Consider the following 24,272-nt stretch of genomic DNA (forward strand, 5'->3'; position numbering starts at 1 on the left):
GCTTAAACGCTGAGCGCAGCGCGCAATTGCGTTTCGAGCAGCGCGGCGTCCAATTCCTGGCCGATCAACACCAGGCGCGTGGTGCGCGCTTCATCGGCGCCCCACTGACGGTCAAAGTGTTTGTCGAAACGCGTGCCCACGCCCTGGATCAGCAGGCGCATCGGTTTGTTCGGGATCGCCGCAAAACCTTTGACGCGCAGGATGCCGTGCTGGACCACCAATTGGGTCAGCGCGTCCAGCAGCAGGCTTTCGTCGGCTGACGGCAGTTCGATGGAAATCGAATCAAAAGCATCGTGGTCGTGATCGTCTTCGCCTTCATGGTGGTGATCGTGATGGCTGTGACGGCTGTCGATGTGTTCTTCGGAACCGGCGCCGAGACCGATCAGCACGTCCAGTGGCAGACGACCGCTGCTGGCTTCGATGACTTTCACCGCGGGCGGCAGCTCTTCAGCGACTTCCAGGCGTACACGGGCCAGGTCTTCAGGGCTGATCAGGTCGGCCTTGTTGAGAATCACCAGGTCGGCGCTGGCCAGTTGGTCGGCGAACAGTTCGTGCAGCGGCGATTCGTGGTCCAGGTTGGGGTCGAGTTTGCGCTGGGCATCGACCTGGTCCGGGAAAGCCGCGAAGGTGCCAGCGGCGACCGCTGGGCTGTCGACCACGGTGATGACCGCATCAACGGTGCAGGCGCTGCGGATTTCCGGCCACTGGAAGGCTTGCACCAGCGGTTTTGGCAGGGCCAGGCCGGAGGTTTCGATGAGGATGTGGTCGAGGTCGCCGCGACGGGCCACCAATTCGCGCATCACCGGGAAGAATTCTTCTTGGACGGTGCAGCACAGGCAGCCGTTGGCCAATTCGTATACGCGGCCGTTGGCTTCTTCTTCAGTGCAGCCGATGGAGCACTGCTTGAGAATTTCACCGTCGATGCCCAGCTCGCCGAACTCGTTGACGATCACCGCAATGCGGCGGCCCTGAGCGTTGTCGAGCATGTGCCGCAGCAAGGTGGTTTTGCCCGAGCCGAGGAAGCCGGTAACGATGGTGACGGGGAGTTTGGCCAATGTTTTCATCGGATGCCCTTTGGCAAGGTGGCGGGCATACGGGACGACGACCGGCAACGCGGACGCGCGTGCCTGAACAGTTCGCCACCGGATCACCCCGCCCGGTTGAAAGTGAGAATCTGTGTCGAGGCAGGTCTCCTGGCTGACGGTTTGCCGGGCTTGTGGGCCTGGCATTCGCTGCGCCTTCCCGCGAACCCGTTGCACAGGGTTTGCAGTGGCGTGGCAGCGAACATCACCGTTCACAGTTGCGGGGGCAGCCGCGGCATCGACCGCGTTCCCTTCTTAGCTTCGGCAGACGCCGAAGAACCTCGAAAGCGCAAGGCTACGCATCGTGTGGGGGCGGGTCAATGTTCAGAAGTTGATTGCGATCCCTGTGGCGAGGGGATTTATCCCCGTTCGGCGGCGAAGCCGTCGCAAGACCTGTTTGCGGGGTAAGCCTGAAGAATGCAGGGGGCCGCTTCGCAGCCCAACGGGGATAAATCCCCTCGCCACAGATAAATACCCTCACCGCAGATATCCACCTCACCACAGAGTTGAGAACCCATGCCAATTGACGCCCAACCCCCGCCCATGCTCTCCTACACGCCTTGTTACGGGTGCCCTTCACAGGGTGAAACGGGAAACCGGTGAATCATGTGCTTTACTCTAAAGTCATGTCAGTCCGGTGCTGCCCCCGCAACGGTAAGCGAGCGAAGCGTCAGATCCACTGTGCCAGCAGTTCGGCATGGGAAGGTGATGCTTGCAGGTCAAGGCGAAAGCCAGTGCCCCTCGTGAGCCCGGAGACCGGCCCGCAACACAAAGTGACCATTACGATCACTGAATAACAAACCCGCGGTGGGCGGGCGCTGTTTGAACCTCTGCGATCCCGATTCGCAGGGGTCTTCCATGCGCTCTATTCACCCCCTGACAGACCAGAGGGAAGCGCCATGTCGATCATTAGCAGCACCGGCAGCAACACTGATAAGAGCACCGCCAGCACTACCACGACCCTGACTCAACGCCTGACCGCCGCCGTGTGTGCGTCGATCCTTGGCGCTAGCCTTGTGTATTTCGCCGGTTTCTCGCACATCGAAGCGGTGCACAATGCCGCGCACGATACCCGCCACAGCTCTGCGTTCCCGTGCCATTGAGACCTGCCGACATGATCAAGCGTATTGCGCAAACCGCAGGGTTCACCGGGCTCCTGGCCGCCCTGCTGCTGACCTTGCTGCAAAGCTTCTGGGTGGCTCCGCTGATTCTGCAGGCTGAGACTTACGAAAAATCCGAGCCCGCCGCTGTTGAGATTCACGAACACGCCGCGGGTGCTGTCGCCGCTCACACTCACGATGCTGAAGCCTGGGAACCGGAAGACGGCTGGCAGCGCGTGCTGTCCACCACGGGCGGCAACCTGGTGGTAGCGGTCGGTTTCGCGCTGATGCTCGCCGGCCTCTATACCTTGCGCGCTCCGACCAAAACCTCCCAAGGTCTGCTCTGGGGCCTGGCCGGTTACGCGACGTTCGTGCTGGCACCGACCCTCGGTCTGCCGCCTGAGTTGCCGGGCACTGCCGCTGCTGATTTGGCGCAACGGCAAATCTGGTGGATAGGCACAGCTGCCTCCACCGCGGTCGGCATCGCATTGATCGTGTTCAGCCGTCACTGGCTGATGAAAGTGCTCGGCGTGGCCATTCTGGCTGTTCCTCATGTGATCGGCGCACCACAACCGGAAGTCCACTCGATGCTCGCTCCGCAAGCCCTGGAAACTCAGTTCAAAATCGCTTCGCAGCTGACCAACATGGGATTCTGGCTGGCCCTGGGCCTGATCAGTGCCTGGTTGTTCCGCCGCAAAAGCGATGGTCAGTACCACGCATGAGTGACACCAGCGCAGCGCCGCCCCTGGTGGTCGGCCTGGGCTGCCAGCGCGGCTGCCCCGTCAGTACGCTGCGGGCGCTGCTCGATCAGGCGTTACAGGCTCATAAAATCGAACTTCACCAGATCAAGGCCCTGGCCAGCATCGACCTGAAGCGCGAAGAACCTGGCCTGATCGAATTGGCCGAACAGCTTGCGTTACCCTTGCAGTATTTCAGCTGCGAACAATTGTCCGTCTATCAACCGCAACTTAGCCATCGTTCAGACATCGCGTTCGAACGCACCGGCTGCTACGGCGTCGCGGAAAGTGCCGCCCTGGCCTTGGCCGAACAGTTGGCCCAGGCACCGGCAAAATTGCTGATTTGCCGACAAAAATATGCCCAGGCCACCTTGGCATTGGCCGGCGCCGCCTAAAATCCTCGATAATCCCCGCCTTCGATCATGAGCAATCTTCATCTGGAGCCTTGCCCAGCCCCTTTTTCTCACAGGAACCGACGATGACCGTCTACTTCATTGGCGCAGGTCCCGGCGACCCGGAACTGATCACCGTCAAAGGCCAACGGCTGATTCGCAGCTGCCCGGTGATCATCTATGCCGGCTCCCTGGTGCCCGCCGCCGTGCTGGAAGGCCATCGCGCCGAACAGGTGGTCAACAGTGCCGAACTGCACCTGGAACAGATCATCGAACTGTTCAAGACCGCCCATGCCAATGACCAGGACGTGGCCCGGGTGCATTCCGGCGACCCGAGTCTTTACGGTGCCATTGGCGAGCAGATTCGCTACCTGCGCGAACTCGACATCCCGTTTGAAATCATTCCCGGCGTCACGGCCACGGCGGCCTGCGCGGCACTATTGGGCGCCGAACTGACGTTACCGGACGTGTCGCAAAGCGTGATCCTGACCCGCTACGCCGACAAGACCGCGATGCCCGCCGGCGAAGAGCTTGGCAGCCTGGCGCAGCACGGGGCGACCATGGCGATTCATCTGGGGGTCAAGCATCTGGAGAAAATCCTGGCCGAATTGCTGCCGCATTACGGCGCGGATTGCCCGATCGCGGTGATTCACCGGGCGACCTGGCCGGATCAGGATTGGGTGGTGGGGACGTTGGCGGATATTGCCGAGAAGGTTGAGGCCAAGGGATTTCGGCGCACGGCGTTGATTTTGGTGGGCCGAGTGTTGGGCAGTGATCACTTCAGTGAATCATCGCTGTATCGCGCGGGGCACGCGCATCTCTACAGACCCTGAGCCAAACACAACCCTGTGGCGAGGGGATTTATCCCCGTTGGGCCGCGAAGCGGACCCTCTGCATTCTTTCAGGCATACCCAGCAAGCAGGTTTAGCGACGGCTTCGCCGCCGAACGGGGATAAATCCCCTCACCACAGGTAAACCCCTTCACTCACAGGTTATCAATTGCCCATAAAAAAACGGCGCTCACGGGGCGCCGTTTTTTTTTGTTTGCAGCGAACACCTTACTTAGTAGTAGGCGTTTTCTTTCTGCGTGTGGTCAGTGACGTCACGAACACCCTTGAGCTCGGGAATGCGCTCGAGCAAGGTGCGCTCGATGCCTTCACGCAAGGTGACGTCTGCCTGGCCGCAGCCCTGGCAACCGCCGCCGAACTTCAGCACGGCGATGCCGTCTTCGACCACATCGATCAGGCTGACCTGACCGCCGTGGCTGGCCAGCCCCGGGTTGATCTCGGTTTGCAGGTAATAGTTGATACGCTCGTTGACCGGGCTGTCGGCGCTGACCATCGGTACTTTGGCGTTTGGCGCCTTGATGGTGAGCTGGCCGCCCATGCGGTCGGTGGCGTAGTCGACGATCGCATCGTCCAGGAAAGCTTCGCTGAACGAGTCGATGTAAGCGGTGAAGCTTTTCAGCCCCAGCGCCGTGTCTTCAGGTTTTTCTTCGCCCGGCTTGCAGTAAGCAATGCAGGTTTCGGCGTACTGAGTGCCAGGCTGGGTGATAAAGACGCGGATGCCGATGCCTGGGGTGTTCTGCTTGGAGAGCAGATCAGCCAGATAATCGTGGGCGGCGTCGGTAATGGTAATAGCGGTCATGGAAACTCCTCGCAGGCTTGGGCGCAGTTTACGCCAATCATCGCGCCGTACAAAGTCCTAGTATTTTTGTCGGGAAAGATGCGCCTGTCGATGAACATCTGATCACCGCAATCCCTGTAGAAGCGAAGCTTGCTCGCGAAAGCGGTCTGATAGTCGACATCTATGCTGAATGTCAGCACCCTTTCGCGAGCAAGCTTCGCTCCTACAGGGGTTCGGCGGTGCGTGTTCAGGCTTTCGATCAAAGATTCTCGTACCGGTTCATGTCCAGCACGCCCTCTTCCACCGGATCGGTCTCGTGGACGTACCGGCTCAAGTCATGGAAGTAGAACCAGAAATGCGGATGGCTGCGGCGAATACCCCAGCGCTCGACGATTTTCTCGAAGCGATTGGCGTCCTTGGCGTTTTCCATCTCGTCCACGAACTCAGGCACTTGTTCGGCCGGAATGTTGAACATGAAGTTCGGATAACTGCTGAGCACGCCCGGAAAAATGGTGATCGTGTCGAGTCCAGGCTGATAGCGCAGCGATTCACCCAGCAGGAACGCCACGTTGCTGTGAGCACGGTTGCGCAGCAGGCTGTAGACCTCGCGCTTGCCGCTCGCGGTTTCGATGCGCAGCAGGGTGGCCTCAGGCAACTGATCGATGACTTTCAACCCGGCCGCCGGACGCGAAGTCAGGCGACTCAACGCCTGCTCGGCGCTCTGCAAGGCTAGATCGATGTTCGGCCGCGAGCAATAAGCGTCGTCACAACGGTTGATCGGATCAGGCTTGGCGTTGAGGTCGCCGTAACGGGTGAGTAACTGCATGGCGAAATCGCGTTTCGGGTCCTTTGCGTCCAGTACCAACGCTGTCTCTTTGTCGTTATCGATGGCCTCGTAATCCAGCCACATCTTGAACTTGCCGCCGCTCTGGTACCAATCGTCGAGATAGTCGTCGCGCGAGTCGGCGGGCATCAAGCGCAGGAAGTTCTGCTCGGCGCCGTTGCGGATCAGGTCAAAGTACAGGCGCGTTTGCGCCTGATGGGAGACGTTGCCGAACACGTCGAAGTTGACCGCCAACTGGTAATACGTGCGCTCCAGCAGCGGAAAGTCGAACAGCCACATCGTTTGCGGCACGTCACCGATCAGGCCTTTGTTCACCGAGGCACTGTCGAAATGCCGGAAGATCGTCAGCAGCGCATTATCGTTGCCGGCCCACAAGGTTGACCAGCTCGGCGCAGGCAGCTCGGCGTAACTGTCACGGCGCAGCGCCTCGTACTCGTTACGCTTGTTGCGGTAGTCATGCCACAGGCTCAGGACACTGCCGACATCGTCGTTCTGCCCCGGCATCGCCAGCAACGGCGTGGCCTGGCCGCGATATTTCGGATCAATGATGTAGAGATCGTGCTCAGGCGCCTGGAACAGTGCCCAAAAGTTATCGCGGATCACGTCGGTGGCGATCTGGCCGCGGCACACCGGGCCGCGAATGAAGGTACGGACGAAGTATTCGGCGTTATCGAGCATGAATTGATAACGCGCCTGGGCCGGGATCGCCTCGAACGTGGTGAACGGATTGGCCCGACGCTCCGGCCCGTAACCCGGCAAGGCGTTGACCTGCCAGTTGCCGTTATAGAAGAGGCTTTTGATCCGAGCCATCTTCGCCGCACTCAGCGGGTAGGTGATGTGGGTCTTGTGCACAATCACGCCTTGCACCGGCCACAAGCGGTAATACACCTGAGTGCCCGGGTCGTCATTCGGGCGGCGTGTATTGATCAGATCGATAGGCTGGCCAGTCGGCGTGCGCGAACGTACCCACTGAAAAAAATGCCCCGGCTCGCCGTCCTTGAAATAGAGGTGAGCGAGAAACCAATGCTCGAACAACCAGCGCCCCACCAGGCTTTGACGTGCGCCCGGTGAGTCGAGCAGGTTTTCCCACTGCACCACCTGCAACGCTTCTTTGGCGCTTGGCACAAGACCTTGCTCGTCAATCGGCGCGCCGGACGCCAGCCAGCGTTGCAGCGTCTGGTACTGCTGATCGGTCAGGCCGGTGACCGCCAGCGGCATGCCCTCTTTGGGATGTGATTTCGCGTAGCCGTCGAACTCGGCCGGCATGGCGCACATGTTTTCCCGGTTCAGGTCCAGAACGATCTCTTCTGGCAACTTGGCATTGGGTTGCAAAGGGGTTTTGTGGCCCAGCTCAAGCATCCGCGCCATCAATGCGGCCTGACTGCCCTGAGCGTCGAGCACCGAATAGAAGTCCTTTTGCTGCCAGGCACGTTTGCCGAAGGCGTCATAAAACAGCCGGGTCGGCGCGGCAGCCTGGCGGCGTTCGCCATCGTAGACCGGGATCTTGGTCGCGCCACGAGCAGCCCCTTCGCCACTGCCCAGATTGAGCTGACAAGCGGAGTCATAGCAGGCATGGCAGGCCACACACTTTTCGGTGAAGATCGGTTGGATGTCGCGGCTGTAGGAAATGGCAGAGGAAATGGCCGAATCCTGCGCAGCGGCGCCCCAGCTTAAAAACAGCAAAACAATGCTGATGACGCGATAAGACATATCCCTGGTACCGATCATGAAAAAACGCCGCGATTCTACCGGTCTGACCCCTGCATCAACATGAGCGATATTCATGCAAAACCGGGACATGCTCTAATACCGCACAGGTTTGCTATTATCCCGGCCCTTCGTCATGGTCTTTCCGAGTAGTCCAAATGTCCGATCGCAGTGTTCGCCTTCAAGCTCTCAAGCACGCCCTCAAAGAGCGCATCCTGATTCTCGATGGCGGCATGGGCACGATGATCCAGAGCTACCAGCTCGAGGAGCAGGATTACCGCGGCAAACGCTTCGCCGACTGGCCAAGTGACGTCAAGGGTAACAACGACCTGTTGATCCTGACGCGCCCGGATGTGATTGGCGCCATCGAAAAAGCCTACCTGGATGCCGGCGCCGACATTCTGGAAACCAACACTTTCAATGCCACCCAAGTGTCCCAGGCAGACTACGGCATGCAAGGCCTGGCGTACGAGCTAAACGTAGAAGGCGCGCGTCTGGCGCGTAAGGTTGCAGACGCCAAGACCCTGGAAACCCCAGACAAGCCGCGCTTCGTCGCGGGCGTGCTCGGTCCTACAAGTCGCACCTGCTCGCTGTCGCCTGACGTGAACAACCCCGGCTACCGCAACGTGACCTTCGATGAACTGGTGGAAAACTACACCGAGGCCACCAAAGGCCTGATCGAAGGCGGCGCTGACCTGATCCTGATCGAAACCATTTTCGACACCCTGAACGCCAAAGCGGCGATCTTCGCGGTACAAGGTGTTTACGAAGAACTCGGCGTCGAATTGCCGATCATGATCTCCGGCACCATCACCGATGCCTCCGGCCGTACGCTCTCCGGCCAGACCACCGAAGCCTTCTGGAACTCCGTGGCCCACGCCAAGCCCATCTCGGTCGGCCTGAACTGCGCCCTCGGCGCCAGCGAATTGCGCCCGTACCTGGAAGAACTGTCGAACAAGGCCAGCACCCACGTCTCCGCGCACCCGAACGCCGGTCTGCCGAACGAGTTCGGTGAGTACGACGAGCTGCCGTCGGAAACGGCCAAGGTCATCGAAGAATTTGCCCAAAGTGGTTTCCTGAACATAGTCGGTGGCTGCTGCGGCACCACGCCGGGCCACATCGAAGCCATCGCCAAAGCCGTGGCCGGTTATGCGCCGCGTGAAATCCCGGACATTCCGAAGGCCTGCCGCCTCTCGGGCCTGGAACCGTTCACCATCGATCGCAACTCGTTGTTCATCAACGTCGGCGAGCGGACCAACATCACCGGCTCCGCCAAATTTGCCCGTTTGATCCGTGAAGACAACTACACCGAAGCCCTGGAAGTCGCCCTGCAACAGGTCGAAGCCGGCGCCCAGGTGATCGACATCAACATGGACGAAGGGATGCTCGATTCGAAGAAGGCCATGGTGACCTTCCTCAACCTGATTGCCGGTGAGCCGGACATCTCCCGCGTACCGATCATGATCGACTCCTCCAAGTGGGAAGTGATCGAAGCCGGCCTCAAGTGCATCCAAGGCAAGGGCATCGTCAACTCGATCAGCATGAAGGAAGGCGTCGAGCAGTTCATTCATCACGCCAAACTGTGCAAGCGCTACGGCGCCGCCGTGGTGGTGATGGCCTTCGACGAAGCCGGCCAGGCCGACACCGAAGCGCGCAAGAAAGAAATCTGCAAACGCTCCTACGACATTCTGGTCAACGAAGTCGGCTTCCCGCCGGAAGACATCATCTTTGACCCGAACATCTTCGCCGTGGCCACCGGCATCGAAGAACACAACAACTACGCTGTGGACTTCATCAACGCCTGTGCCTACATCCGCGACGAACTGCCATACGCGCTGACCTCCGGTGGCGTGTCCAACGTGTCGTTCTCGTTCCGTGGCAACAACCCGGTGCGCGAGGCGATCCACTCGGTGTTCCTGCTGTATGCGATCCGCAACGGCCTGACCATGGGTATCGTCAACGCCGGTCAGCTGGAGATCTACGACCAGATCCCGGCCGAACTGCGTGACGCCGTTGAAGACGTGGTGCTCAACCGCACCCCGGAAGGCACCGACGCCCTCCTCGCCATTGCCGACAAGTACAAGGGCGACGGTAGCGTCAAGGAAGCCGAGACCGAAGAATGGCGCGGCTGGGACGTCAACAAGCGTCTGGAGCATGCGCTGGTCAAAGGCATCACTACCCACATTGTTGAAGACACCGAAGAATCCCGTCAGTCGTTCGCCCGGCCGATCGAAGTCATTGAAGGCCCGTTGATGTCCGGCATGAACATCGTCGGCGACCTGTTCGGCGCCGGCAAAATGTTCCTGCCGCAGGTGGTGAAATCCGCCCGAGTGATGAAGCAGGCCGTGGCCCACTTGATCCCGTTCATCGAACTGGAAAAGGGCGACAAACCGGAAGCCAAGGGCAAGATCCTCATGGCCACGGTAAAAGGCGACGTGCACGACATCGGCAAGAACATCGTCGGCGTGGTGCTGGGCTGTAACGGCTACGACATCGTCGACCTCGGCGTGATGGTGCCAGCGGAGAAAATCCTGCAAGTGGCCAAGGAGCAGAAGTGCGACATCATCGGCTTGTCCGGCCTGATCACGCCGTCGCTCGATGAAATGGTCCACGTGGCCCGCGAGATGCAGCGTCAGGACTTCCATCTGCCGCTAATGATCGGTGGCGCGACCACCTCCAAGGCCCACACGGCGGTGAAGATCGAGCCGAAGTACAGCAATGATGCGGTGATCTACGTGACCGACGCCTCCCGCGCCGTAGGCGTGGCGACGCAGTTGCTGTCCAAGGAGTTGAAACCGGCTTTCGTCGAGAAGACCCGCCTGGAATACATCGACGTCCGCGAGCGTACCGCCAACCGTAGCGCCCGTACCGAACGTCTGAGCTACCCGGCGGCCATCGCCAAGAAGCCGCAGTTCGACTGGAGCTCCTACGAGCCTGTCAAACCGACGTTTACCGGTGCCAAGGTGCTGGACAACATCGACCTGAAAGTCCTGGCCGAATACATCGACTGGACGCCGTTTTTTATCTCCTGGGACCTGGCCGGCAAGTACCCGCGCATTCTGCTGGACGAAGTAGTCGGTGAAGCCGCCACCTCGCTGTTCGCCGATGCCCAGGAAATGCTCGCCAAGCTGATCGACGAAAAACTCATCAGCGCCCGCGCGGTGTTCGGCTTCTGGCCGGCTAACCAGGTGCGTGAGGATGACATTGAAGTCTATGGCGATGACGGCAAGCCGATTGCCAAGCTGCATCACCTGCGTCAGCAGATCATCAAGACTGACGGTAAACCGAACTTCTCTCTGGCCGACTTTGTTGCGCCGAAGGACAGCGAAGTGACCGACTACGTGGGTGGTTTCATCACCACTGCTGGTATCGGTGCCGAAGAAGTGGCCAAGGCCTATCAGGATGCCGGCGACGACTACAACTCGATCATGGTCAAGGCCCTGGCCGACCGCCTGGCCGAGGCTTGCGCCGAGTGGCTGCACCAGCAGGTCCGTAAAGATTACTGGGGTTACGCCAAGGACGAGACGCTCGACAACGAGGCGTTGATCAAAGAGCAATATACCGGTATCCGCCCTGCCCCGGGCTACCCGGCCTGCCCGGATCACACCGAGAAATCCACGCTGTTCAAGTTGCTGGACCCTGAGGCCTCGGAAATGAAAGCCGGCCGCAGCGGCGTGTTCCTCACTGAACACTACGCCATGTTCCCGGCGGCAGCGGTCAGCGGCTGGTACTTCGCTCATCCGCAGGCGCAGTATTTTGCCGTGGGCAAGATCGACAAGGATCAGGTACAGAGCTACACGTCGCGCAAAGGTCAAGAGTTGAGCGTGACCGAGCGCTGGCTGGCGCCGAACCTGGGTTACGACAACTAAGTAAACTGTGGCCCAACAGAGGTCCCCTGTGGGAGCGAGCCTGCTCGCGAAGTCGGTGTGACAGTCAACGAAGATGTTGAATGTTATGGCCCCTTCGCGAGCAGGCTCGCTCCCACAGTATTTGCGTCAATTGTCTATGCTTAGTTCTCACACACACGTGACGAGGGGTATATGGACGATCCAGTCGACAACAAGCCGCCTACTTTCTGGCAGATGCTGCAAAGCGTCATGGCGGCAGCGTTTGGGGTGCAGAGCGGGAAGAACCGGGCCCGGGACTTCACCCACGGCAAGCCCAGTCATTTCGTGATCCTGGGGATTGTGTTCACGGCGGTGTTCGCGCTGACGCTGTACGGCATCGTGCAACTGGTGGTGCATCTGGCCGGGGTTTAGCGCATCAAGGTTTGCAGGCTGAACGGATAGCGATACGACGTCGGCCGGCCCTTGGCTGAAAGTCGACGGAAGTTCACACCGTAGTCCGGTGATTCACCCATCGCCAGTAATCGCTTGGCCTGAGCCTTGTCGATCAGTTGCAGCAACGGGATTCGCAGGTCTTGGCCGCCGTAATGGTTGAGATCCACGCCCTGCTCAAGATCATGCAACTCCACCAGTGCCCAGCCACCCAAGGTGAAGTGCCCGCCCATCAGCACGCTGAGTCGTCCGTCGACCATCGCCTGCAACGCCGCCGGCGAGGTGTTGACCGCACTGAACAACGCATCCTTGCCGGGTATCCCACCCGTCTCCGAATACGCCTGCATGGCGCCAAACGCCATTTCGTCATTGGCGGACCACACCAAGGAGACCTTCGGATAACGCTTGAACAGCAGTTTGGCCTGTTCATACGCCCGCTCCCGGGTCCAGCCGCTGTAAACCAGCTGACGCAAGCGCACTTCCGGGTGTTCGGCCAAGGCCCGCATCATGCCTTGCTCGCGCAGTTGCGCCGAAGGGGTGATCTTCAGACCGGAAAACGCCAGCAACTCGACGACCTGACCGGGCGCGGCGGGGGGATGCTGACGAATCAGTTCCGTGAGCATCAGGTAGCCACCCTCCTCGTCGTTGGGCACCAGGCTGCCCAAGCGTTCAGGGTGCTCGCCCAGCAAGCTCATTTGATTGGCCGTCAGCGCAGCGTTGACCATGAACAACTTCACCCCGCTGCCCTGGGCCAGGCGAATGATCTGCGGGGCGACGTACTGTTCGTTGGCGAACACCAGATAGTCCGGACGATCAGGGCCTTGCAGCGCCTGACGGGCTTGCGCCAGCGTGAGCTCCGGCATGCGCCGGGAATAGAGAATTCGCAGATCAATGCCCAGATCCGTGGCGGCCGCGTGCATGAATTGCGAATAGCTGATCCAGAAGGCTTCGTCAGTCTTCCCGGGATTCAGGAACAACACCGATTCCGCGCGCGCACCAGGTCCGTAAACCGCGCCGCACATCAGCAGGAATGAGTAGAAAAACTTCAACATGGATCGTCCGAGCCCCCCGGCAATTCGCCGCGCATTATAGCCAGCGAAGTCCCGGAAAACGGCGCTTATTCCGTTTATTGTCCGACAATCGTCGGAATGGGGCCCGGACGGGGTCGGTTATTGATGGCTGACCCAAAATACCGCGGTGCCCACGACCAGGATGATCAGGAACAGAATGGCCCAAGCATCGACCGTGCTATCGGGTTTTGACGTTTTGGTAGGGTTGCTCATTGCATCGCCTCTTGTCGGTTTTATCGGGGATTGCATAAAGACTCGAGCACAGTTAAGACGATGATTGCCCGCACCACAAATGTGTGTTTTACCTCATTGGCCTTCATTAGTCGTTTTGGTTCTTTACATATACTCAAACATCACTTTTGCGCATAACCGCAAACTGGTATCTTGCCCCGGCTCCGTTGGGAGTGCGCGGCCGTGCGCGCAGAATTGCCGAGGCAGCATCGGAGACTTCTAGGCGAAAAACGCAACTGGATCCGACCGGCCCAAGCCTGAGAACAGGACTTATATGTACGTATACGACGAGTACGATCAGCGGATCATCGAGGACCGCGTCAAGCAGTTCCGTGATCAGACCCGACGCTATCTGGCAGGCGAGCTGAGCGAAGAAGAATTCCGCCCTCTGCGCCTGCAAAATGGCCTTTACATCCAGCGCTTCGCACCGATGTTGCGGGTGGCGGTACCCTATGGCCAGCTGACTTCGCGCCAGACGCGAATGATGGCCAAGATTGCCCGTGACTACGACAAGGGCTATGCCCACATCAGCACCCGGCAGAACGTGCAGTTCAACTGGCCGGCGCTGGAAGACATCCCGGACATCCTTGCCGAACTGGCGACCGTGCAGATGCACGCGATCCAGACCAGCGGCAACTGCTTGCGCAACGTCACCACCGACCAGTTCGCCGGTGTCGCTGCCGACGAACTGATCGATCCGCGCCCATGGTGTGAGATCGTCCGCCAATGGACCACGTTCCACCCTGAATTCGCTTACTTGCCGCGCAAGTTCAAGATCGCCATCAACGGTTCGACTTCCGACCGTGCGGCCATCGAAGTTCATGACATCGGTCTTGAGCCGGTGCACAACGCCGCGGGCGAGCTGGGCTTCCGTGTGCTGGTGGGTGGTGGTCTGGGCCGTACCCCGGTGGTGGGCGCGTTCATCAATGAATTCCTGCCGTGGCAAGACCTGTTGAGCTACCTCGACGCCATCCTGCGGGTCTACAACCGCTACGGCCGTCGTGACAACAAGTACAAGGCGCGGATCAAGATTCTGGTCAAGGCCCTGACACCTGAAGTCTTCGCGCAAAAAGTCGATGCGGAAATGGAACACCTTCGCGGTGGTCAGACCACGTTGACCGACGCCGAACTACATCGCGTCGCCAAACATTTCGTCGACCCGGACTATAAGGCACTGGACAACCAGACCGCTGAACTGGCCGAGCTCGACAAACAGCACCCAGGCTTCGCGCGCTGGCGCACCCGTAATACCCTGGCTCACAAAAAGCCGGGTTATGTGGCCGTGACCCTGTCCCTGAAGCCGACCGGCGTTGCACCCGGCGACATCACCGACAAGCAGCTCGATGCCGTGGCCGACCTGGCCGATCGTTACAGCTTCGGCCAACTGCGTACGTCCCACGAGCAGAACATCATTCTGGCCGACGTTGAACAGTCCCAACTGTTCGCGATGTGGGGCGAGTTGCGCGAGCAAGGTTTCGCCACACCAAACATTGGCTTGCTGACCGACATCATCTGCTGCCCAGGCGGCGACTTCTGCTCCCTGGCCAACGCCAAGTCGATCCCGATCGCCGAATCGATCCAGCGTCGTTTCGAGGACCTGGATTACCTGTTCGATATCGGCGAGCTGGATCTGAACATCTCCGGCTGCATGAACGCCTGTGGTCACCACCACGTCGGCCACATCGGCATCCTCGGGGTGGACAAGAAAGGCGAAGAGTTCTACCAGGTGTCCCTGGGTGGCAGCGCGAGTCGCGACGCCAGCCTGGGCAAGATCCTCGGCCCGTCTTTCGCCCAGGAAGCCATGCCTGATGTAATTGAAAAGCTGATCGACGTGTACATCGAACAACGTACCGAAGACGAGCGTTTCATCGACACCTATCAGCGTATTGGCATCGACCTCTTCAAGGAGCGCGTCTATGCAGCGAATAATTAAGAACAACGAGGTCGTCGACGAAACCTGGCACTTGCTGCCCAAGGACTTCAACATCGACGAGATCAGCAACTGCGACGACCTGATCGTCCCGCTGCAGCTGTGGCGTGAGCACAGTCGCATGCTCAAGGCCCGCGATGGCGGCCTGGGTGTGTGGCTGGATGCCGATGAAGAAGCCGAGGAAATCGGTGAGGACGTGGAGAACTTCCAGGTCATCGCCTTGAATTTCCCGGCCTTCACCGATGGCCGCAACTACTCCAACGCCCGCCTGCTGCGTGACCGTTATGGTTTCAAAGGCGAACTGCGGGCGATTGGTGATGTGCTGCGCGACCAGCTGTTCTATCTGCATCGCTGCGGTTTCGACGCATTTGCCATTCGCGCCGATAAAGACCCGTACGAAGCCCTTGAAGGACTCAAGGACTTCTCGGTGAGCTATCAGGCCGCCACCGACGAACCGCTGCCGCTGTTCCGTCGCCGCTGATCGTCAAACCTTGAACCCCTTCGCGGGGTTCAAGGCCCCCTCCTTGTACTGAACGCCACGGATAAATCCGTTTAAAGGCCTGCGCGCTGTTCCAGCGCCCTGAAAGCCACGAATGGGTTTTCAAACCGCCCACGCCCCGCGCTCAATCGACTCCACACTTCGTCTGAAGCATCTGCCTCCTCCAGGAGTCGCCAGACCCGCGCCTGAAGCGACAGATAACTGACCTGGAAGTCGGCGGTGAGGCTCAGCCTGTCTATTGTGCTTAAAACCGCGTACCGGAGGGGTTGCCTGCCAGCCGCTGCCAAAGGGCTTGCCGGGACTGTTGCAGCGATTCGTCGCAGTCTCGTAGCCACACAATCGGCTGTCCATAGTCGGCGCATGGTGCGCTCAGCCATAAATTGATTCCCGTTTGCTCACGATGACTGATCAGTCGGCGGAGTGTGTCCTCGTCCGTCAGTGGATTGCCCCACAGCAGCACACGATCCACCGAGACGGCCTGATTCATCACCGCCGGCGGAACCCGGGTGATGCGGTTATCACGCAAATCCAGTGAGACCATATAGGGCTCATCCCTGATGCCGATCGGGCACCGGGTAATTTGGGTGTTGCTCAGGTTCAGCCGACGCAAGTCATTCATCCCGAGCAACATGGGTGGTACGCCCAATGGGTTTTCACTCAGGTCCAGCGTGTGAAGCTTGACCAACCCGCTCAGTTGCGATGCCGTCTCTTGAATGAACGCCAGGCCGGTGCCCTTGAGATTCAGCGTCGTGAGATGACTCAGGCCGAAAATGGCCGGCGGCAGAACAACCTGCGCCCTACCTTCGGCGTCGAATTGAGTCAGTTCGGCATGTTCAAAATTCAAGGTTTGCAGGTTCGGAAAGCACTCGAGAAACCCATTCAAGGTTTCACGCTCGGTCACATGGAAGTGCTGCATCGACAACTCGACGACCTCGTTGAACCGGATGTTCATTATCGGCAATCGGTGATAGTCCTCGAACCCCATGTCGAGCCTGAACCCCACACACTGTTCGCCTGAATAGACGCGCAAGTCCTGCGATGCACGTTTTTTCCAGATGGCAATCAGTTCGTCAGCCAGCTCGGTCCTGGTTTCCCGCTCGTAGTGCAGGATGTTTTCAACCAGTTCCGCGTTATGTTCTTCAATCTGCTCATCGGTCAGGCCTTGCGCCTCCTCATCACCCTCGATCAGGAAGGGAACATCCATGTCCTCAATGTCTTCCGCCACCTGATCGATCCAGCCGCTCAGATCAGTGTTCAGTTGTTGAAACTCCTGCTTCAGCGCCTCGATATGAGCCTGAGCCTCGCCACCGGTACGCTGTAGGACTTCATCGGCTTCAGCATTCGAAAAATCCGGATAAAGCTCCTTGAGCTGCAACCTCATCATCTCGTGCGTCAACCCTTCGGCCTGTGGCGTACCGGGGAAGCCGCCGCCGCGTAGCCCTTGCGCCTCGAAGGGCAGACCGGAATCCATCCTGCCCAAACCGAGCACGAGTTCGGAACGGGGCATTGCCCGATCGCCGACTTTCAGCCGCAACTCGCGGACCGGATCGAGCGATGACAGTTGCAACGCGGAACGCTCGTCCCCGGACAAGGCATCAAGGACTGCTTCATAAAAGCCCGTTCGCACATCGCGACGCTGGTAACGGTTTCCCACCTTGATCAGCCGTCGAGTGCTGGTGGCATCAAGTGCACCGCTGCGGTCCAGAATCCGGCCTGCGGGGGAACTGTCGAGGACTTCGATTCGAAGGCTTTTTGGCCATCCGGGCAGATTTTTGAGGGAATGCAGGGCCAGTGTGTCCGACTCCGGGTTAACCACCGAGCGAAGGTACAAGCCTTCATAGGCACGATTGAGCCGCACATGTTGTTGATACTGGCGGGCCTTGCTGTCCAGACGCTTCAAGACTTGCCGGACCTGGGTCGCGTGGGGTGGACTCTGGATGTCCACACCATAGCGGTCGAGCATTTGCTCAATGGCACTTTTGGGCAGGCCTGGGTATTGGCGCTGAAACAACCGGCCCCATTCATGTTCCGAGTGCTGAAGCGCTTCGTAACGGCTGTTGAACAGTTCGACTCGCTCGCCCTGCGACACGGTGGCTTGCCCGAGTTCCTGATCAATCCTGAAGCGGTTGATCGTATCGGCCAGCAAAGGCGTCGGCGGGCGCCCGGCCTGCATCAATCGCAGCATGTCGTCATCGACTCCACTGACCTTGCCGATCTGCGCCAGCACTTCATCGCTGAAAGACGCCACCGACGGACCGATTCCACGGAGAAGTTCCACGCGGGTCGGCAACGCCTGGTTCGATGGTCCAGGAGTCGGGGCAACGGCCTGATCCGGCGTCGGGCTGGCAACCTCCTCCCCCGGTGCTGCGTCAGGTTCGCGCACTCTCTCGGCAATGGCACCGGCCTCGGCGGCTTCACCCTTGAGCGCCGCACCTGCGCCTGCCAGCGGCAGCGCATTGAGCAAGCCAAACACCGTGCGCGTCACGCCCGCCGCTCGATCACTCGATGTTGCGCCGTTGACGGCCTGATCAAGGCCATACCCGGCGTCGATGATGCCGGCCAACACCAGTAACCCTTCACCACCGGGCACGAACAACGCCAACGGACCGAAACGGTTGATCCACTGCACGACCGGTTCGACGACGGCACTCAAGTTGTCCCGGTTGACCTGCGCATCGTCACGAATGGTTTTGACACTGGCCCGGGAGGCCTCCTTCATGGTCAGTACCAGCTGGGCAAATGGATCGGTGCCTGATGGCGAGTCATCGAAATCGATGTATCGGGCGGGTTCCCAAAAGCCGTCATCGTTAAAGAACCCCGCCTCTTTGGTCAGCCGGTGTTGCTTCGGATAGACCGCCATGCCATCCAGCGCTGTCAGCACACCGGCATGGAAAGTGCCGTCCTTGCGATCATCCTCGGCGAAATGGGCGGCCAAGGCCCGTTTCGTATCGTCACTCCCGCCCTGCTTCACAACCCATTGGTGCAATTGCCCGGAATCGTCAAACGCGTGCAGGGGTGAAGAGTTGCCGGGGATGTACAACACAATCCTGCCGCCAGGCTCACGGTAGCCCCAGATATCTTTCGAGGTGTAGCGATAAAGCTTCAGGCGTCCCGTCTTGAGCATCGCGGGCACCCTGGTGGGTGCCTGCAATTGTTCGAGCGTCAGCGTTGCCCATGCCTGATCAGAGGGCAGCCCTGCCGCCTGCATGGCCAGCTCGAACCCCTTTGAGGTCAGACTGTTCTCATGCCGCTGCAGCAAAGCGGCCATGACGAACGCAGCTTTGGCCGAGGTTTTCAGAGCGTGGAGGCTGGGTGCAACGATCACTTCGTCCGACGGCCAGGTTTGATCGAGGTAAGTCTGATATCGGTACTGGAGATCCAGTTCCCAGACCCACTTCTTGAAGTCGGCCGGCCTCACGGCGATCTGGGTTAGCGGCCCGTAGCTCTGCGGAACGGTTCGGCGATAAATGCCTTCGTAGGTGTAGTGATAGTCGTTGCCGGGCTCGGCCAACTCATCGGCGTGCTCCGTAACAACGATGGACGGCCCGACATCGGGTGGCGTGTACAAGCCAAACACTGTTTCGCCGAAACGCCCGTCGCCCACGGTTTGATAGTTGGAAATCAGCACCTGCACCAGGGACATGGCACTCGCCACCCGCCCCTGATGGATGCCGTTCTGCGCAGAACGCCCGGCGTAGTCGTAATCGAGTGTCACCAGCTGTGCGGTTGTCGGGTCTATTTCATGCCCCCACTTTTCTTTGATCAGGTGTTCGCCAAATTGGCCGGGAGTCTGCGGCAGCGCGGCATCCACGGCGGACTTCAGCGCCTCGCGCATGCCGGGTAAGGTCGATGCAGAGCCTTCATTACGTAGGTGGTCGCTCATTGTGCGGCCTCGCTGGTGCTGGTGCTGGTGCTGGTACCGGGCACTTCAGGCGCGGGATTGCGAACCAATGCCTGGGAGGTCAGCTGCTTGATCAACTCCCGACGTTCATTTCTGAAGTTATGAAGGATGGCAGTCATGCGCTCGGAGGCGACCACCCGTGTCAGTTCGACTTGTCCCTCCAGCTGTGCAAAGCCTTGCGCTGTCCGATCCGTGATAGCCGCGAACCGGTCACGATGGGCTGCCTCCAGATACTCGACCCAGAATCCTTGAGTAACGATCCACTCTTGCAAGGCGCTGGTGCGTTCTGTTTTCAGGACAGCCTGACAGGCTCTGTCCAGTGCCGCCGGAGAAACCTCGACATCCAACCGGATCGCCATCTCCCGAGGCTGCGCCGGCAAGTCCAATCGTTCGGCCAGACCGACGCGATACGCCAGACTGATTTGAAGTGCGTGATCGTAGAGCTTCGGTTGAGAACCGGTGCGCGTGTTGATATCCACCAGGGCCAATCCCTCGACCTCTTGCAACCGGAACAACCCTCGGAGCAGATTGATGAATTGCCGCTCCAGCGTCGCCGACCCCGTCGTGGCTGCTGCCATGGCCCTGAAACACAACACCTGCACTTCCATTTCACTGAACAGCGCCGAGTAACCATCGACGCTGACTCGCCCGGTGCGGGCGACGCTAAAAAGAGAACGGCGCAAACGGTCGTCTTCGCCGGCCGCCTCCAGAACGTCCCAGACCCGCTGGCTGAATTGCGGGTAAAGCCGCTTGAAATCGGCCGTGTCCCGCAGGCGCGAAATCACATTGAAAAAATCCCTGGAGCCGGGACAGGCCAGCAACGAATCCCACAAGGCACGCTTGGGCACGGATTCGGCAAGGGATTTCCCTGCCAGCCATAGCGCGCTTTTTGCCTCTTGGGTCGCAGTCGGTGCGACTTGCCGACGGTAGTCCGAGGCAATGACCCCAAAACTGACCCCGTTCTTTTGCTGATACGCGATTATCTGTTTCACGGTCTCGGGCGATACCGGGTTGCCGTGAAGGTTGGTTTCCCGGTTTAACGCCAAAGAGTCCTTGAAGAACTCCTCCGGGAGCCGTTCTATCCGGTTGTCACGCATATCAAGCACACGCAAGTTCGACAGATCGGAGGCGCCTGCCGGCCACTGGTCGATCCCGGTGCCTCTCAGGTTCAGCTGTTGCAGGTGCCGCAGTTTGCTGACATCCGGCACTCGCGAAAGCTTTGGGTTATAGCTGAGGTTCAGCGTCCGCAGACCGGTCATGCCCGCCAACTGGCTCGCCGATTCTGCCGTCAGCTGAATCCGGTTGTCGTTCAGATTCAGATGCGCCAGCCGGGGCATGCTTGTCACGGCCAGAGGCAGTCGGTCCAGGTGGTTACCGCTCAAGGACAGGCTTTGCAGGTTGCTGAAGTTATGCAGGAAAGTATTCAAACCGGCACTGGCCCCTACACCCTCCATCACCAGACTGCCAATGTGGCTGAAATCGCCGACGATCACCGGTAGCTCACCCAACGGCTGTGGGGCAAATGTCAGCGCGCTGTATAGCCCTTCGCTTGTCTGGACAAAGCCCGACTCTTTGCGCCAACTGCGAATGATCGCCTGGGCAGCGCGAAATTTGCTGAGCTTCGAGACTTCCAGCCTCGGGCCATCCGGCGCCTGATGCCAGGTTTGCCGATTCACCCAGCGGCCCAATGCCTCCCGGATGGCAAAAAACTCCAGCCTCAGTGACTCCAGCTTCTTCAGAACAAGAATCTCGTTCGTACCGAGGGCCGTCAGCAACCTGTGAATTTGCGCGGGGGAATGCATCGGATATAGCTCGCGCGCGCGCTGCACCAGCACGTCGGTGCTGCTGGCTGTTGCCGTGCTGCCAGAGGGAACCGCCGAATGCTCAGTCATCGACCTGTCGGCCAACCCCATGGGCGAGCGGTAACCCGGCCGGCCTGCGGCCCCTATCAACTGGGTAATGGCAGCGCGGCGTTCCAAGGCAAGCTGCGTGATCTTCTGTCGCAATGCCGCCCCGGCGTCATCGGTCTGCACGCCCAGTGCTGTTTTGCGCGAGGCTGGGAGCCCGTGCCAGAGCGCCTGGAAATAGTGTTCACGGGTACGATTGAGGAATGAAGTGAGCGGCCCGTCCTTCCCGTCGAAAACGCTGTAGCGGTCACCATGAGCGTTGATCACCAGTTTCTCCGTGGCGGGCTCTGATCCGATACTGACCACCTCATTTTGTTTGCCGCTCCACTCCAGTATCTGAACCTGCAGATTTGCGCTCCAGCCCGGCAAATGCTCAAGGGTATGGAGCACCAAACGATCAGTGTCGATGCTTGCGGCACTGTTCATGTACAGGCCTTCGTAAGCCCGAGAGACACGCATCACCTGCAAGTAGCGACGGGCCTCTTCAGCCAGGCGTAAAGGCACCCGTGCTACATCCAGTTCTTCCCACTCCGCGGACAAGGCATTTCCCACCAACTCCTCCGCCATACTGGCGGGTAAATCAGTGAACTTCTCCAGCAAGACGGCCTCGCGAGCATTGCCTGGTGTCTCGGTGCGTTGATAAATCCGTGTGAACAGCGCCAGTCTTTGGCGCTGCGCTTCTTCGGCAAGGATTTTCGTCAGTTCCTTGATCTCAACATTCCGGTCGGTGGTGCTCAGCCCTACCAGATGCTCACGTTGTTCACTGCTAAGGGCTGACAGCAGCGCAGTGTGGAGCTGTCCGTTATCCAGCGAGGTTTGACTGAGCTTGAGCGTCTTTGCGGCCTGTGCACTGGAAGAACCGTGGAAACTCACTGGTTGACCCGCGGCATCATCCACACTGACACCTGTGTCGGCCGGCCAACGCCTGAGGCCGACCAGCAGGAACAATTGCAGGTCGGGGTCCGCCAGTGATACGGACGACGGTGTCTGTATCTGTTCGATAAACCGGTTGACGACGGCGTCCGCGCGAAAGCGCCGAACCGTATCAATCAGCAAGGCCGGCGGGCTGCTTCGATCAATGTGAGCTTGACGCAGAACGCTGTTTTCGATGCCGCTGACGGCCAGAATCTGCGTGGCGGTGACGTCGGACAGGTCATCGCGGGTGTAGCCGAAACGGCGAAACAGCATCAGCCGGTCCCATTCCTGCGGCAGCTCCGAGTCATGGCGCCAGGCACCCCGGCCGTTCGTTTCGAGCAGGGGCAAATACCTGCCGACGGCACCATTGGGGTGAAGAACTTCCCACAGGTCTGTTTCGGGCCTGGGCTGCACCGCGTAAAGTTTTGTGCTGATGGACAGGTAAGCTTGACCGTCCACCCGGTGCAGCCCCCGATCATCAGGCACCGACGTCGCTGGCAGCGATCGACTTTGGTGATAGGCGGTCAGGTCAGGGTTCCATAGGCAGGTCAGGGAATCCCCCAGAGTGACGGTTCTCAGGCGTTCGATGAACGCCGACGTCCTGATGGTTTTATAGGCGCTGTGGGCGCCCGCCGTCCCCGCCGCAAAAGCCGCCATCAGGATCAGGTTCTCCACCGTATCAAACAGATAATCCATGGCCTGCTCCTGCTCACCCCTCGACCAGCTGGCGATGCCTTCATAAACCTGCGACAGCAGTTGCGCGCCGGTCACCACCAACAGGACCTCGCCTACAACGGGTAAAAAAGATGCCGCGGTCAGCAGTAGATTGAGGCCAACGGTCTTCCAGGTTTCCAGCCTGGCGAGCCGGGTTTTTTCGTCTTCATCGTCCGTGGGAACGACCAGAAGCCGTGCATCCGCCATGACCTGGTTCGAATACTGGCGAAAGAGTTCCTCAAACATGTCACCTTTCACGTCGACACCGGATAACGACACGTAAACGGTACTCGCTGGAAGCGGTGAAGATTTGCGCGATATCAAGTTTGAATCCAGGGCATCCAGGAACACAGAGCGATCGCCCAGCTTGATGTAGCGCATAAAGAACTTGCGGAAGTTGGCGCCTTTCAATCGCGCGCTCAGCTCTTTTTCAAAATCGCTGAAGGACGAATACTCCTTCAGCGGATGCAGCGGGTCTCCCGGCAGATAGACCATACAACGGTAATCATCATCGTCATGCTCACTGACCGGACCGATGAACATAGCGCCCGTGAGTGTCACGTCGAACATTTTCAAGCTTTGGTAGCCCAGTGTGTTGCTGCCTAGCCTGATGGGTTGCTCATTGTTTCTTACGGCCTTCAACATCTGATGAACATCAGCACTGATATGTTTTTTCATCAGTGCCAGATGCCTGTCCACTTCAAAACAATTCTGTGAATGGCTGATGCATTTGTCGCGCAGCGCATTCACTTTTGATTTGGGGTTAAACAACGATTGAAGATGAGTCTGGTACTGTTTCCCCAGATCCAGTGAACGGCACAACGTGGCAAATTCATGTGGTTTTATCGACAGTATCCGGTTTGTTTTGCCTGTCACTTTTTCAGGAATATAAATCAATGAACTGTCGTGATAGTTCCCTTCAAGCGTTTCGCTTGCTTCGAAATTCTCACAGGCAGCGGTCAAAAGATCCCGGTCGATCGGCAACACCAGCTTCTTGCGAAGGCCCAGCAGACTCGACGTCGAACGCACATGCTGAAACACCACGCCCGCCACATCAAGCGGCGTGCCCAGCTTGTCGGACATGGCTTTGGCTAGCAACGGCGTGCAGAACGCTTGCGGGGACTTGAGGCTTTTCAGGAGGCTGGCGGTTTCGGTTTTGGAGCGATGGCTGGCCACCAGGCTTTCATGGAGTTCACGGCGCAATTCAGCCGATGCAGCCAATAGCCAGGCGGGAACGTTCTTCCTGACAAGTTCTAAAAAGACGCCTTGCTGCTCTGGCGTTAATACTGGAATGGTTTGATTGGCGGATATGGAAGACATGCTTGAATAACTCGAAAACT

Annotated in this window: 13 protein-coding genes, 1 pseudogene and 2 riboswitches; of the genes and pseudogenes, 8 read left to right on the plus strand and 6 right to left on the minus strand. The window is 59.1% G+C overall.

Annotated elements, in window-relative coordinates; translation table 11 throughout:
* Positions 1–2 precede the first annotated feature (2 nt).
* Positions 3–1,064, minus strand: coding sequence for a cobalamin biosynthesis protein CobW (cobW, locus tag ACYZTW_RS19395; protein ID WP_462001364.1), 1,062 nt, complete (start codon positions 1,062–1,064; stop codon positions 3–5).
* Between the two features lie 102 nt (positions 1,065–1,166).
* A riboswitch (cobalamin riboswitch) is annotated at positions 1,167–1,381 on the minus strand.
* A 251-nt stretch (positions 1,382–1,632) separates the two neighbouring features.
* Positions 1,633–1,861, plus strand: a riboswitch (cobalamin riboswitch).
* Between the two features lie 120 nt (positions 1,862–1,981).
* On the opposite strand from cobW, the gene ACYZTW_RS19400 reads away from it, so the two are divergent.
* The 4 genes from ACYZTW_RS19400 (at position 1,982) to cobM (ending at position 4,144) form a co-directional block, all read left to right on the plus strand.
* Entirely contained in the window at positions 1,982–2,185 is a 204-nt protein-coding gene (locus ACYZTW_RS19400) for a CbtB domain-containing protein (protein ID WP_223513157.1), read from the plus strand.
* Positions 2,186–2,196: 11 nt separating this feature from the next.
* A complete protein-coding gene (locus ACYZTW_RS19405) occupies positions 2,197–2,904 on the plus strand; it encodes a CbtA family protein (protein ID WP_462001365.1) in 708 nt (235 codons plus the stop codon).
* On the plus strand, positions 2,901–3,314 hold the full coding sequence (locus tag ACYZTW_RS19410) for a cobalamin biosynthesis protein (RefSeq protein ID WP_462001366.1): 414 nt from the start codon (positions 2,901–2,903) through the stop codon (positions 3,312–3,314). Before ACYZTW_RS19405 ends, ACYZTW_RS19410 begins: the two co-directional genes overlap by 4 nt.
* Before the next feature lie 83 nt (positions 3,315–3,397).
* Positions 3,398–4,144 carry a precorrin-4 C(11)-methyltransferase gene (cobM, locus tag ACYZTW_RS19415; RefSeq protein WP_462001367.1) on the plus strand — a complete coding sequence of 249 codons (747 nt, stop codon included), beginning with the start codon at positions 3,398–3,400 and terminating at the stop codon, positions 4,142–4,144.
* A 229-nt stretch (positions 4,145–4,373) separates the two neighbouring features.
* Here cobM and nfuA read toward each other — a convergent pair whose 3' ends face one another.
* Together nfuA and ACYZTW_RS19425 are read right to left on the minus strand one after the other, a co-directional pair.
* Positions 4,374–4,958 carry a Fe-S biogenesis protein NfuA gene (gene nfuA, locus ACYZTW_RS19420; protein ID WP_462001368.1) on the minus strand — a complete coding sequence of 195 codons (585 nt, stop codon included), beginning with the start codon at positions 4,956–4,958 and terminating at the stop codon, positions 4,374–4,376.
* 238 nt (positions 4,959–5,196) lie between these two features.
* The gene (locus tag ACYZTW_RS19425) at positions 5,197–7,491 is read right to left on the minus strand and encodes a fatty acid cis/trans isomerase (protein ID WP_462001369.1); all 2,295 of its coding nucleotides are present in this window, start codon (positions 7,489–7,491) and stop codon (positions 5,197–5,199) included.
* 155 nt (positions 7,492–7,646) lie between these two features.
* Here ACYZTW_RS19425 and metH point away from each other — a divergent pair, with 155 nt between their 5' ends.
* Both metH and ACYZTW_RS19435 read left to right on the plus strand, forming a co-directional pair.
* On the plus strand, positions 7,647–11,357 hold the full coding sequence (gene metH / locus ACYZTW_RS19430) for a methionine synthase (protein ID WP_462001370.1): 3,711 nt from the start codon (positions 7,647–7,649) through the stop codon (positions 11,355–11,357).
* 171 nt (positions 11,358–11,528) lie between these two features.
* Positions 11,529–11,747, plus strand: coding sequence for a DUF2970 domain-containing protein (locus tag ACYZTW_RS19435; RefSeq protein WP_462001371.1), 219 nt, complete (start codon positions 11,529–11,531; stop codon positions 11,745–11,747).
* On the opposite strand, the gene ACYZTW_RS19440 is transcribed toward ACYZTW_RS19435, so the two are convergent.
* Positions 11,744–12,817 carry an ABC transporter substrate-binding protein gene (locus ACYZTW_RS19440; RefSeq protein WP_462001372.1) on the minus strand — a complete coding sequence of 358 codons (1,074 nt, stop codon included), beginning with the start codon at positions 12,815–12,817 and terminating at the stop codon, positions 11,744–11,746. The two genes, ACYZTW_RS19435 and ACYZTW_RS19440, sit on opposite strands and share 4 nt — an antisense overlap.
* 523 nt (positions 12,818–13,340) lie before the next feature.
* Here ACYZTW_RS19440 and ACYZTW_RS19445 point away from each other — a divergent pair.
* Together ACYZTW_RS19445 and ACYZTW_RS19450 are read left to right on the plus strand one after the other, a co-directional pair.
* On the plus strand, positions 13,341–14,999 hold the full coding sequence (locus tag ACYZTW_RS19445) for a nitrite/sulfite reductase (protein WP_462001373.1): 1,659 nt from the start codon (positions 13,341–13,343) through the stop codon (positions 14,997–14,999).
* A complete protein-coding gene (locus tag ACYZTW_RS19450; protein ID WP_462001374.1) occupies positions 14,983–15,477 on the plus strand; it encodes a DUF934 domain-containing protein in 495 nt (164 codons plus the stop codon). The genes ACYZTW_RS19445 and ACYZTW_RS19450 overlap by 17 nt, the downstream gene beginning before the upstream one ends.
* Before the next feature lie 71 nt (positions 15,478–15,548).
* Here ACYZTW_RS19450 and ACYZTW_RS19455 read toward each other — a convergent pair.
* Positions 15,549–19,378, minus strand: a pseudogene (locus ACYZTW_RS19455) (dermonecrotic toxin domain-containing protein).
* Positions 19,375–24,252, minus strand: coding sequence for an NEL-type E3 ubiquitin ligase domain-containing protein (locus ACYZTW_RS19460; RefSeq protein ID WP_462001375.1), 4,878 nt, complete (start codon positions 24,250–24,252; stop codon positions 19,375–19,377). Before ACYZTW_RS19460 ends, ACYZTW_RS19455 begins: the two are co-directional and overlap by 4 nt.
* Positions 24,253–24,272: the final 20 nt, after the last annotated feature.

Source organism: Pseudomonas sp. LB3P25 (assembly GCF_054897985.1).

Bases quoted from the DNA above. Each gene is read 5' to 3' on its own strand.
- cobW (WP_462001364.1), bottom strand. From the start codon at position 1,064: ATGAAAACATTGGCCAAACTCCCCGTCACCATCGTTACCGGCTTCCTC.
- ACYZTW_RS19400 (WP_223513157.1), top strand. From the start codon at position 1,982: ATGTCGATCATTAGCAGCACCGGCAGCAACACTGATAAGAGCACCGCC.
- ACYZTW_RS19405 (WP_462001365.1), top strand. From the start codon at position 2,197: ATGATCAAGCGTATTGCGCAAACCGCAGGGTTCACCGGGCTCCTGGCC.
- ACYZTW_RS19410 (WP_462001366.1), top strand. From the start codon at position 2,901: ATGAGTGACACCAGCGCAGCGCCGCCCCTGGTGGTCGGCCTGGGCTGC.
- cobM (WP_462001367.1), top strand. From the start codon at position 3,398: ATGACCGTCTACTTCATTGGCGCAGGTCCCGGCGACCCGGAACTGATC.
- nfuA (WP_462001368.1), bottom strand. From the start codon at position 4,958: ATGACCGCTATTACCATTACCGACGCCGCCCACGATTATCTGGCTGAT.
- ACYZTW_RS19425 (WP_462001369.1), bottom strand. From the start codon at position 7,491: ATGTCTTATCGCGTCATCAGCATTGTTTTGCTGTTTTTAAGCTGGGGC.
- metH (WP_462001370.1), top strand. From the start codon at position 7,647: ATGTCCGATCGCAGTGTTCGCCTTCAAGCTCTCAAGCACGCCCTCAAA.
- ACYZTW_RS19435 (WP_462001371.1), top strand. From the start codon at position 11,529: ATGGACGATCCAGTCGACAACAAGCCGCCTACTTTCTGGCAGATGCTG.
- ACYZTW_RS19440 (WP_462001372.1), bottom strand. From the start codon at position 12,817: ATGTTGAAGTTTTTCTACTCATTCCTGCTGATGTGCGGCGCGGTTTAC.
- ACYZTW_RS19445 (WP_462001373.1), top strand. From the start codon at position 13,341: ATGTACGTATACGACGAGTACGATCAGCGGATCATCGAGGACCGCGTC.
- ACYZTW_RS19450 (WP_462001374.1), top strand. From the start codon at position 14,983: ATGCAGCGAATAATTAAGAACAACGAGGTCGTCGACGAAACCTGGCAC.
- ACYZTW_RS19460 (WP_462001375.1), bottom strand. From the start codon at position 24,252: ATGTCTTCCATATCCGCCAATCAAACCATTCCAGTATTAACGCCAGAG.